The 10,418-nt window shown below is 65.1% G+C and carries 7 protein-coding genes; 1 reads left to right on the top strand and 6 read right to left on the bottom strand.

The annotated features are described in order from the left end of the window. Positions 1-87: 87 nt before the first annotated feature. Complete coding sequence (locus ACODRZ_RS12595; RefSeq protein WP_488972322.1) at positions 88-813, bottom strand: extensin-like domain-containing protein; 726 nt, start codon at positions 811-813, stop codon at positions 88-90. Positions 814-958: 145 nt separating this feature from the next. Continuing rightward, positions 959-2,524 carry an amino acid permease gene (locus ACODRZ_RS12590; protein ID WP_488972323.1) on the bottom strand — a complete coding sequence of 522 codons (1,566 nt, stop codon included), beginning with the start codon at positions 2,522-2,524 and terminating at the stop codon, positions 959-961. A 187-nt stretch (positions 2,525-2,711) separates the two neighbouring features. Here ACODRZ_RS12590 and panB point away from each other — a divergent pair, with 187 nt between their 5' ends. Then, positions 2,712-3,581, top strand: coding sequence for a 3-methyl-2-oxobutanoate hydroxymethyltransferase (gene panB, locus ACODRZ_RS12585; RefSeq protein WP_488972324.1), 870 nt, complete (start codon positions 2,712-2,714; stop codon positions 3,579-3,581). A gap of 3 nt (positions 3,582-3,584) precedes the next feature. On the opposite strand, the gene ACODRZ_RS12580 is transcribed toward panB, so the two are convergent. From ACODRZ_RS12580 to ACODRZ_RS12565, 4 genes are read right to left on the bottom strand one after another with little or no spacing between them, the layout of a single operon-like run. Further along, on the bottom strand, positions 3,585-5,420 hold the full coding sequence (locus ACODRZ_RS12580; protein ID WP_488972325.1) for a tetratricopeptide repeat protein: 1,836 nt from the start codon (positions 5,418-5,420) through the stop codon (positions 3,585-3,587). A gap of 6 nt (positions 5,421-5,426) precedes the next feature. Next, the gene (gene prsR / locus ACODRZ_RS12575) at positions 5,427-6,794 is read right to left on the bottom strand and encodes a PEP-CTERM-box response regulator transcription factor (RefSeq protein WP_488972326.1); all 1,368 of its coding nucleotides are present in this window, start codon (positions 6,792-6,794) and stop codon (positions 5,427-5,429) included. Further along, on the bottom strand, positions 6,794-8,896 hold the full coding sequence (gene prsK, locus ACODRZ_RS12570; protein ID WP_488972327.1) for an XrtA/PEP-CTERM system histidine kinase PrsK: 2,103 nt from the start codon (positions 8,894-8,896) through the stop codon (positions 6,794-6,796). The genes prsR and prsK overlap by 1 nt, the downstream gene beginning before the upstream one ends. Then, on the bottom strand, positions 8,893-10,278 hold the full coding sequence (locus ACODRZ_RS12565; RefSeq protein ID WP_488972328.1) for a TIGR03013 family XrtA/PEP-CTERM system glycosyltransferase: 1,386 nt from the start codon (positions 10,276-10,278) through the stop codon (positions 8,893-8,895). The genes prsK and ACODRZ_RS12565 overlap by 4 nt, the downstream gene beginning before the upstream one ends. Between the last annotated feature and the right edge of the window lie 140 nt (positions 10,279-10,418).

The following is a 10,418-nucleotide window of genomic DNA, read 5'->3' as shown; positions in this document are numbered from 1 at the left end:
GACGCGGCCCTTTCACGGCTGAAACACGGGTTCGATTCCCGTAGGGGTCACCATCTTGCCTCAGGCGTAATGACGCCTTGCCCTACATCATCGACAGGCTCCCCATGGTCCGGCGCGTTGCGCCTGATCAAGATGCAGGTGATCGCCATGCGCGGCGTTATAGTCGGGCGACAGCACCGTCGAGAAGCTGCGACAGGCCAAGTCACGCACGTCATGCAGGAAGCGTGATGCCGCCGCGTCCCCGCCTTTCCAGCCGCTGGCCACGCTGATCCGGCGACCATCGGCAAGCACAAAACCCGCGATGTCGATTGCGTTGCCCGTGGCATGCTCGCTCCAGTTCCCGTCATCGCCCCCACCGATGCGGCGACAACTCACCGTGCCGAGGTGCTCGATCCGCACAACCTGCTGCCGGAACGCCTTGCGAGCGGCGGGCTGCACGCCATGCTGCAGCCAACGTGCAAGGCCGACATCGATCGCGCAGGTCGCCTGCGCTCCCCGAGGCTGCAGTGTCACATCGAGAAGGGCTGGAGAACCCAGCACTTGCCGATCACCCCTGAAGCACGCCCCCGCGCCTGCAGGCGCCAATGCAGGGGCGCGCATTCCGGCACGATCGATGAAGGCCCTGCAAGCGCCTCGATCCGATCGCAGGACGGCAAGCTTGCGTCCGGTCGCCCAGCCGTCAGGCTCGGCAAGTGTCAGCGGTGCGCCGGGGTCGTGTTCGGGATGGTCATGCAACCAGCCTCTTCCGGCGAGCACGAGCGCGGCGACCAACAGCACGACGAGGGCGATCTGGTCAAACCGGGAAAGCGTCATGCAGGCACAAGGCACGGAGGTGAACCAAGTTGCAGGCTGTCGGCAACTCTGTGGAAAATTCAAGGATAAACCGGCAAGAGCTGAGCATGAAAAAGGGGAGAGCGCCGGGCGCCCTCCCCTTTTATCCATTCGTTTGTCCGACCGGTCAGGAGATCGGCGGCACCGGTTGTCCCGGTGCGTCGGCGTCCTCTTCGTGAACCTCGACCAGCCCGCGTCCGACGTGGCTCTTGCGGTAGCCGTAGGCGAAGTAGAACACGAGGCCGATAGCTCCCCAGATCGGAAGCACCAGCATCGCCTCGGTCGGCAGGTTGAAGAACAGGGTAACGCAGCCGATGATCGCGACCGGTGCCACGACCCACACCAGCGGCGTGCGGAACGGACGATGACGCTTCGGATCGCGCACGCGCAGGATCAGTACCGCAACCGACACCATGAGGAACGCGAAGAGCGTACCCGAGTTCGAGATGTCCGCCAGCTGACCCACCGGAAGCAGCGCGGCGGCGATCGCCACGAAAACGCCCGTAATCAGGGTGACGATGTGCGGTGTCTTCCACTTGGGGTGGATGGTCGCCAGCTTCTCCGGCAGCAGGCCGTCGCGCGCCATCACGAAGAAGATGCGGGTCTGGCCGTAGAGCATCATCAGGATGACCGAAGGCAGCGCCAGGTTCGCCGCGAGGCCGATGAGGTCGCCTGCGCGGGTGTAGTTGATCGAACGCAGGACGTGCGCGAGCGCTTCCTGCGAGCAGACCAGCGGCTGGCTGCCCTTGGCGGCGAGCGCCGAGCACTGCGCAGCGAACTCGGCCGAGCCGGGCTGCACGCCAAGCGCGGTAGGCTGCGCGCCGATCGCGCCGATCGCGCCGGCGGCCACGAGCAGGTAGAATACGGTGCACAGCGCGAGGCTGCCGATCAGACCGATCGGCACGTTGCGCTGCGGATTTTTCGTCTCTTCCGCAGCAGTCGAGACCGCGTCGAAGCCGACATAGGCGAAGAAGATGGAAGAAGCGGCCCCGACAATGCCGAGACCGCTGGTGCCGGCCGGTCCGAACCAGCCATTAGGTGCGAAGGGTGCGAAGTGCTCGGTATTGAGCACCGGCAGCGCGAGGATGACGAACATCGTCAGCGCCGCCACCTTGATCGCCACGAGAATGGCGTTGAACGTGGCGCTTTCCTTGGTGCCGAGCATCAGCAGGAAGGTCACCGCAAGCGCCACGACTACGGCGGGCACGTTGATGATGCCGCTGGAGAAATCGACGCCGGTGAGCGACCAGGTCGGCCCAGCCGCCAGCATCGCCGGTAGCTCGAACCCCGTCAGGCTTTTGAGCAGGCCCATGAAATAGCCTGACCAGCCCACCGACACGGCGGAAGCGGCGACGGCATACTCAAGGATCAGTGCCCAGCCGACCATCCAGGCAAGAACTTCGCCGACAACGGCATAGGAATAGGTATAGGCGGACCCCGAAACCGGCACCATCGAAGCCAGTTCCGAATAGCACAGAGCCGCCACCGCGCAGACCGCGCCGGCGATGATGAAGCTCCACATCATGCCGGGACCGGCCTTCTGCGCAGCTGCGGCGGTGAGCACGAAGATACCGGTACCGATGATGGCGCCGACGCCCAGAAGCGTCAGTTGGACAGGACCCAGTGATCGGTGAAGAGATTTCTTTTCCGCCGTCGCCAGAATGGCGTCGAGCGGCTTTACGCGTCCGAACATGTGGACCCCCGAATTGCGAATGGCAGGAGGCTAACGACAACAGGCAGCTTGGCAAGAGCCCCCTCAGGTAAATTCCCCAGCATTGTAATATTCTTACAACAATCCGGCATTTCCAAAGTGAGTCAGGATTGAACGGTCCGCTCTCCGGATTTGCCGGAGAACCGATCGAACGCTAGAAGCCGCTGCCATGTCCACGACTTTCCAGATCGACACCGCGACCAGCCGCGCAAACCCCACTCCCGCGCCGATGAAGCGCCTGACGATTCCGGCGATTCGCCGCCGCAAGAAGGACGGCGTCACCGAAGAGCCGATCGTGATGCTGACCGCGTATACGGCCCGGCAGGCGCAGCTCCTCGACGCCCATTGCGATCTCCTGCTCGTCGGCGACAGCCTCGGCCAGGTGATTTACGGACTGCCTTCCAGCGTGCCGGTGACGCTGGAAATGATGATCGCGCACGGCGCCGCGGTCGTGCGTGGCAGCTACCACGCGGCCGTCATCGTCGATATGCCCTTCGGCACTTACGAACAGTCCCCGCAGCAGGCATTCGCGAACGCCTCAAGGCTGCTCAAGGAAACCGGATGCGCGGGCGTGAAGCTTGAAGGCGGGGTGGCGATGGCGGAAACGGTGCGCTTCCTCAATGAGCGCGGCATTCCGGTCCAGGGGCATATCGGCCTGACCCCGCAGGCGGTGAACGTCCTTGGCGGATACAACGCACGCGGTCGCAGCGAAGCGGAGGCTGCCAAGATCGTCGCGGATGCGCGCGCGCTCGACGAGGCCGGAGCTTTCTCGATCGTGATCGAAGGCGTGGTCGAGCCTATTGCCATCGAGGCGACCCGCGCCATCACCTGCCCCAGCATCGGCATCGGCGGCTCGGCCCAGTGCGACGGACAGGTACTCGTGACCGAGGACATGCTCGGCATGTTCGAGCGTGTGCCGCGCTTCGTGAAGAAGTATGCCGACATGGGCACGGCCGTGTCGGAAGCGGCTGCGCAATACGCCGCCGAAGTCCGCGATCGCAGCTTCCCCGGCGTGGAGCAGACCTACCAGCCGAAGTAACCCTTAATCCGGCGCCCTGTGCTGCGGCCTATCCTGCAGTCGGCGCCGGGCATCGGAGATGACGGCGGTATTGCCGAGCAGGACCTGCGCCTTGTCCAGCAGCGCCCTTGCCTGCGCAGGACGCTCCCCGGCCTCGGCATAGCTGTACCCTAGCGCCTGCGCCGCGACCGGGTTCGCCCGCTGCAGGCGGTAAGCCGCGAGCGCATTCTCCTGCGATGCGACCGGATCGCCAGTCGCCGCCTCTGCCATGGCAAGGTCGGCCAGCAGTTCCACATCACCCTCGCCCCCGTTGTCGCGCAACCAGACGAGGATCGTGCGGGCACGTCCCAGGTCTCCGGCCCCGGCGGCCAGTTCGGCCGCCGCACGCAAGGCTGGCCGGCTCGTCGGGTTCTGCCCGAGATACGCCGCGACCAGTTCACGGGCGCCCTGCACGTCGCGGGCCAGGGCATATGCGACGAACCGGCGCTCGAAGAGGCTTTCCGGCAAGCGGATTTGCGAGGCCAGCACATAGCGTTGCTGTGCTTCGGCGCCGTGACCGAGCGCGAGTTGCACATCCCCCGCCAGCGCCTGAGCATCGTAGAAGCCCGGATCGGACTTGCGCATCGCCTCTGCCGCCGTCTGAGCGGCGCCCGTCTGCCCCAGATGCAGCAACCGGCCGATCCGGTTTCCGGCACCGAGAATCCGAAGCTGCGCCGTCTGCGGTCTCGCGGCCCGGTCGAGTAGTTCCCCTGCATGCTGGCGGTCTCCCAGCGCCTCCCACGCACGCGCCACGGTCGTGAGCATGTACGGCGATGCGTCGCCATCGGCGATGTCGTCGGCAAAGCGCAGGATCGCATAGCGCGGCTGCCCCGCCATCATGATCGCGCGCAGCAGCAGTTCACGGACGCGCATGTTGTCGGGACGCATCCGCAATGCCGCTTCGAGCGCTTCGGCGGCGGCCTCCGGATTATGCGCGGCGATTTCGGTGATACCGCGCAGGACAAGCACGGCAGGCTGGTCGTCGAGCTTGCCCCTGGTCCGCGCCAGAAGCGCACGCGCGAGGCCGTACTTGCCCGCCCGCGCCGCCAGCACCGCCTGCAGGTAGAAGGCGCGCGCGTTCCTGGGATTGAGCTCCAGCACGCGACGGGTAATCGTGAGACATTCACTCGCGTGGCCTAGTTCACCGAGCGTCGCTGCATATTCCAGCAGCACCGAGACATCCTTGGGATCGCGCGTGATCGCACGCTCGAACCACGGGATCGCGGCAAGCAGGCCGTAGCGATCGCGCACCAGTTGCCCACGGAACTCCAGCGCGCGCACGTTGCCGCCGTCGAGCCCGAGTGCATGATCCGCGGCTTCTATCGCGAGCAGATGTTCGCCCCCTGCATAACGCAACCGCCCGACATCAACCCACAAGGAGGCGTCGTCCGGAGTCATCGCCAGCGCTTTGTCGTAGGCACGCCCGGACGCCGGAAGGTTGCCGTCGAGCCGCTCCAGCAGCCCAAGCGCCCGCCAGCCCTCCGCTGCGCTGGATTGCGCGAACTGCCCCGGCACCAGCCAGGGCCGTGCCCGATCGCGCTGATTCTGTGCCAGAAGCGCCTCGCCCATGTAGGCGTTGACTTCGGGCAATGCGGCACCCTGCTCCAGCGCGGCCCGTAACTTCATTTCCGCGTCGATGCCGTCGCCCCTGGCGATGGCCTTGCGCGCCTGCCCGATGAGCTTGTCGGCACGCGAAATCTCGCCGACAGCCACCGGCGTGGCGGTCGTCAGGACAAGAGAGAAGCACACGGCGAGCACCAGCAGCGGCGGTATTACCGCCGCCGTCCATTTCGCCAGTTGCCAGAAATGCCCCCCGCGCATCTAAATTCAGGACGGCTGCAGGTCGTACTGCTTGAGCAAATCGTAAAGCGTCGGCCGACTGATCCCGAGCATCTTGGCGGTGCTGGAAATATTACCCTCGCTGCGCGCCAGCGCATGACGGATGACCTTGCGATCCGCCGCCTCGCGCGCCGTCTTGAGATTCAGCGCAGTGGCTGCCTGCTCGCCCGGGTCGGCAAGGTCGAGATCGCTGGCGCTGACCAGTTTCTCGTCCGCCATGATGACCGCGCGCTTCACGCGGTTCTCCAGTTCGCGCACGTTGCCCGGCCAGCCCCAGGCGTCGATCGCCGCCAGCGCATCCGCAGAGAAACCACGCACGCGCGGGTTCATCTCCTTGGCGTAGCGGGTCAGGAAGGCCTTGGCGAGCAGCGTCGGGTCGCCCGGGCGTTCGGAAAGGCTGGGAATGCGCACCACGATCTCGGCCAGGCGATAGAACAGGTCTTCGCGGAACCGCCCTTCCGCGATCATCCCTTCGAGGTTCTGGTGAGTCGCGCAGACGACGCGGGTATCGACGGGAATGGACTGACGGCTGCCCACACGCTCGATCACCCGCTCCTGCAGGAAGCGCAGCAGCTTCACCTGCAACTGCAAGGGGATGTCTCCCACTTCGTCGAGGAACAGAGTGCCGCCCGCTGCCTGCTCGATCTTGCCCGGCGTGGTCTTCACCGCGCCGGTGAAGGCGCCTTTTTCATGGCCGAACAGTTCGCTTTCGAGGAGATTTTCCGGGATCGCGGCGCAGTTGATGGCAACGAACTCGCGCTGGGCGCGGCCGCTGGCCTCGTGAAGTCCGCGCGCCAGCAGTTCCTTTCCGGTGCCGCTCGCGCCCAGCAGCATGACCGAGACGCTGGTATTGGCGACACGCTCGATTGTGCGCGCAACCTTGACCATTTCCGGCGCGGCCGTGATCATTCGGCCAAGCACTTTCTCATCCCTCTCCACCTTGCTGGCGAGACGGCGGTTCTCGTCCTCCAGCCGGTGCAGATGGAGAGCCCTGCGCACGATGTGCCCCAGCGCGTCGATATCGACAGGCTTCTGGTAGAAGTCGTAAGCGCCCCGTGTGATCGCCTGCAGCGCGCTTTCCCGCGCGCCATGGCCGGATGCGACGACCACTTTGGTATCGGGCTTCAGCGCCATGATCTCGTCCAGGACTGCGAAGCCCTCGGTCGTACCGTCCGGGTCCGGCGGCAGGCCGAGGTCGAGCGTCACCACATCGGGCATCTCGGACCGAAGCAGCGCGATGGCGCTTGCACGATCCCCGGCGACGAAGACCTCGAAATCCTCGTAGGCCCACTTGAGCTGCGCCTGAAGCCCGGCGTCGTCCTCGACGATGAGCAGCTTGGGCAGAGATTCAGTCATCAGGCCACCTTCTCGGCGTAATTCGGATAGATGTCAGTCGCTGCCGCCAGCGGCAGGCGCACCGTGAAACGAGAACCGAGGCCTTCGCGCGACTCCACATCGAGGCGGCCGCGCATGGCGCGCACCAGCTCGCGCGCCTCGAAGGCGCCAATGCCGAAGCCCCCCGACTTGGTCGAGACGAAGGGCTTGAACAGGCGGTTGCGCACGAAGTCGGCGCTCATGCCGGTGCCGCTGTCGAGCACCTCGAAGCGCGCATTGATCCCCTCCACCGCCAGCGACAGGAATACTGGACTGGCGGGCTCACTCGCATCGACGGCGTTCTGGACGAGATGGACGAGCACCTGCTCAAGCGAATGGCGACTGGCGGTGATCAGGACATCGCGAGACTCGGCAAGGACCACGTGCGGGTTGCCCTTGAAACGCTCCATCACGAGGCCAAGCACATCCGTCGCGGCAACCTGCTCGACGCGGTCCACGCCGCCCGCCCCATAGCGCGAGAGACGCGCCAGCAGGGCATTGAGCTTGTCCGAAGAATTGCGCAGCGTCACCAGCATGTCGGCGCGGAAAGCGGGCTTCTCGGCGTGGAGTTCGGCATTACGGGCGAGAAGGCTGAACTGGCTGGCGAGGTTTTTGATGTCATGCATCACGAACGCAATGCGGCGATTGAAGTCCTCGAACCGCGCTGATTCAGCCAGCGCCAGCTGGCTGGCGTTCTCCGAAAGATAGCTCGCGACCTGCTGACCGATCACGCGAAGGAGATCGAAATCCTCCCAGTCGAACTTGCGCCTCAACTGAGGGCGGGCAAGCACCACCATGCCGACCAGGCGGTCGTAATGGACGAGCGGGATCATCGCCCAGGCACGGGCATGGTCGATCAGCCAGCCCGGAATCGTGGCATCGCTCTCGCGTCCTGCCCGCACATCGTCGAGGTCGGCGATGTAGCCGGTGTTTTCGAAATGGGCGATGTCATGGACCGGAAGCGCGACGGCGGGCACCTCGATCTCGCGCCAGTTCCAGCGGGCGGCGAGCGTCAGTTCGCCATGCTCGCCGGGTGTCAGCAGCAGGCCCGCCGGGCTCCCGAAGACGTCGGCCATCGACTGAACGACGCGCTCGCCGAGCGGTGCGCTCTGGTCCGAGCCGATGGTGCGGGTGAAGCGCAACCATTCCTCGCGGTAATCGTAACGGTGCTGAAAGAAGTGCTTGGCGAGCATGACCTTGAACCAGGCGCGCACTCGCCGCGACGGCAGCACCACGAGCGCGAAGGCGCTGCCCAGCGTCAGGAATGCCAGTTCGACCAGCCGCGCGAAATCACCACCGGCGTAGGACAGCCACTGCGCCACCGCGACCATGGCGACGAGGTAGACGCCAATGACCAGCAGCGAAAAAGTCTGAAAGGTCACCGCGCGCGACGGGCGCAGGCGCAGGTCGTCGCGGTTCCTGGCTCCGCCGATGGCGATGCACACCGCGACGGCGATTGCGGGCAGGCCGCGCAGAGCTGCGATTTCCCGTGGCCACTGCCCGGCGAGATAGGCGATCGTATAAAGATTGAGGTCGAAGGCCCAGAGCAGGGCCAGCCCCATCGCCGGCCACCGCAGCGCAGCGCGCGATTCACGCGGGGCGCCCGCATAGAGGTTGTGAGCGAGCACCAGGCCGCCAACCGTCACCAGCAGGCGGAACATCACGTTGAACTCGAACGCGATGGTCAGGACGTCCTGATTGATCTCCAGCCGTGACAGGCCGGAATTGACGGCGAGGTGGACGATTTCGACCACGCCCAGCGCGAAGATCACCGGACGGATCGGCGCTACGCTGGAATCCCGTCCATCGCTGGCGAAGAGACGGTAGATCACCACCAGCCAGGCAAGGTTGCGTGCGCTTTCCGACAGCGCGGGCGCGAAAGTCACTTCCGGTGTTCCGATACCGAAAGCGCAGGCGAGGCTCCACAAGGCCGTGAAGATCAGCGCGACGACCATGGCCGTTCCCGCTGCCCCGAACCGGTCGCGACGCGAGAACAGCCAAATGGCGATGCTCGCCAGTGCGATGGCCCCCGTCAGGTCGAGCCCGACGCCCATCGTGGCCCATACCGCCGACGCCTTCATCATCGCGCGCCCTCGCTCCAGAGCACGACGCGCAGCGTCTGCAAGATGATCAGGAAGTCGAGGAAGGGCGTATAGTTCTTGGCGTAATAGAGGTCATATTCGAGCTTGTTTCGCGAATCCTCGATCGAGGCGCCGTAGGGATAGTTGATCTGCGCCCAGCCGGTTATTCCCGGCTTCACCATGTGACGTTCGGCATAATAGCGCAGCTGGTCCTCCAGATCGGCGACGAATTCCGGGCGCTCGGGTCGCGGGCCGACGAAGCTCATTTCGCCCTTGAGGACGGTCCAAGCCTGCGGCAGTTCGTCGATGCGGACCTTGCGGATGAATTTGCCGATGCGGGTTACGCGCGGGTCGTCCTTGGATGCCCACTGCGCGCCTGCAGCCTCCGCATCGGTACGCATGGAGCGCAGCTTGATGACGTCGAAATGCTGGCCGAACAGGCCTACGCGCGGCTGGCGATAGAAGGCCGGTCCCCGGCTATCGACTTTCACCAAAAGCGCGAAGATCAGGATGACCGGCGCGGTCACCGCCAGCAGCACCAGGCTGACGGCGATGTCGAACACGCGCTTGGCCACGCTGGAGATCGCCCGGCCGGACGAAAATCCGTCGGAGAAGATCAGCCAGCTCGGGTTGACGGTGTCGAGATCGACGCGGCCCGTCTCGCGCTCGAGGAAGCTGGAGAACTCGTTGACGTGCACACCTGCGGTCTTGATGCGCAGCAGGTCCTTGAGCGGCAGCGCGTTGCGGCGCTCTTCCAGGGCAAGCACGACTTCGCTGACGCCCAGATTCTCGACGTAGCGGGTAAGGTTGTTGATCGCCGAGCGGGAAATGGCTTCCTCGACTACCGGCACACTCTCGCTCATCGCGACATAGCCAACGATGGCGAAGCCGCTTTCAGGCCGTTCGCCCAGCATCCGCAGGCGCTGCGCCCGCTCGCCTGCGCCCAGCACGAGGACGCGGCGGCGAAAGGCGCTGGTGCCCAGGAAACCGCCGAGCAGCAGCCGGTTGGCGATCATCAGCACGATCGCAAAGGCCATCGAATAAGCCAGCGTCGAGCGCCAGAAGTTCTGCCCGCCGACGAGGAAGTCCACGAAGGAGAGCGCAATGACGCCCAGCGAGATCGCGACCAGCAGCCGCGCCGCTGCAAAGCGCATCGACCGCAGCGAGTCGGCGCCGTAGACTCCCACCGCCACCATCGACAGCGAGATCACCGTGGCGAAGGCCCCGTGGGCGATCAGCCGGTCGGCCAGCGGCGCCGGATCTATGCCGATCTGCTGCGCGCGCAACCTCCATGAGGTCTCGTTGGCGGCTGCCAGCAGCAGCACATCGACCAGCCAGAGCAGCACCACGGCGTGCGGAATATAGTGTTTGAACAGACGAATCATCGTCGCTTACGCCATCCTTCGTGGCCGAATTCCGGCACTCGAACGATGGCCTAGGCTAAAGGCGTAAAATGTCGGTTACCTTGACACGTGCGCCAATAAAATCAGTATTTTTGCCGAAAATGCTCGGCCGGGTGTTGTCG

It is taken from the genome of Novosphingobium sp. FG90 (assembly GCF_057808725.1).
This window is presented reverse-complemented; position numbering and strand designations above follow the sequence as displayed.

Coding starts and splice junctions, on each gene's coding strand:
- ACODRZ_RS12595 (WP_488972322.1), bottom strand. CDS start 813: ATGACGCTTTCCCGGTTTGACCAGATCGCCCTCGTCGTGCTGTTGGTC.
- ACODRZ_RS12590 (WP_488972323.1), bottom strand. CDS start 2,524: ATGTTCGGACGCGTAAAGCCGCTCGACGCCATTCTGGCGACGGCGGAA.
- panB (WP_488972324.1), top strand. CDS start 2,712: ATGTCCACGACTTTCCAGATCGACACCGCGACCAGCCGCGCAAACCCC.
- ACODRZ_RS12580 (WP_488972325.1), bottom strand. CDS start 5,420: ATGCGCGGGGGGCATTTCTGGCAACTGGCGAAATGGACGGCGGCGGTA.
- prsR (WP_488972326.1), bottom strand. CDS start 6,794: ATGACTGAATCTCTGCCCAAGCTGCTCATCGTCGAGGACGACGCCGGG.
- prsK (WP_488972327.1), bottom strand. CDS start 8,896: ATGATGAAGGCGTCGGCGGTATGGGCCACGATGGGCGTCGGGCTCGAC.
- ACODRZ_RS12565 (WP_488972328.1), bottom strand. CDS start 10,278: ATGATTCGTCTGTTCAAACACTATATTCCGCACGCCGTGGTGCTGCTC.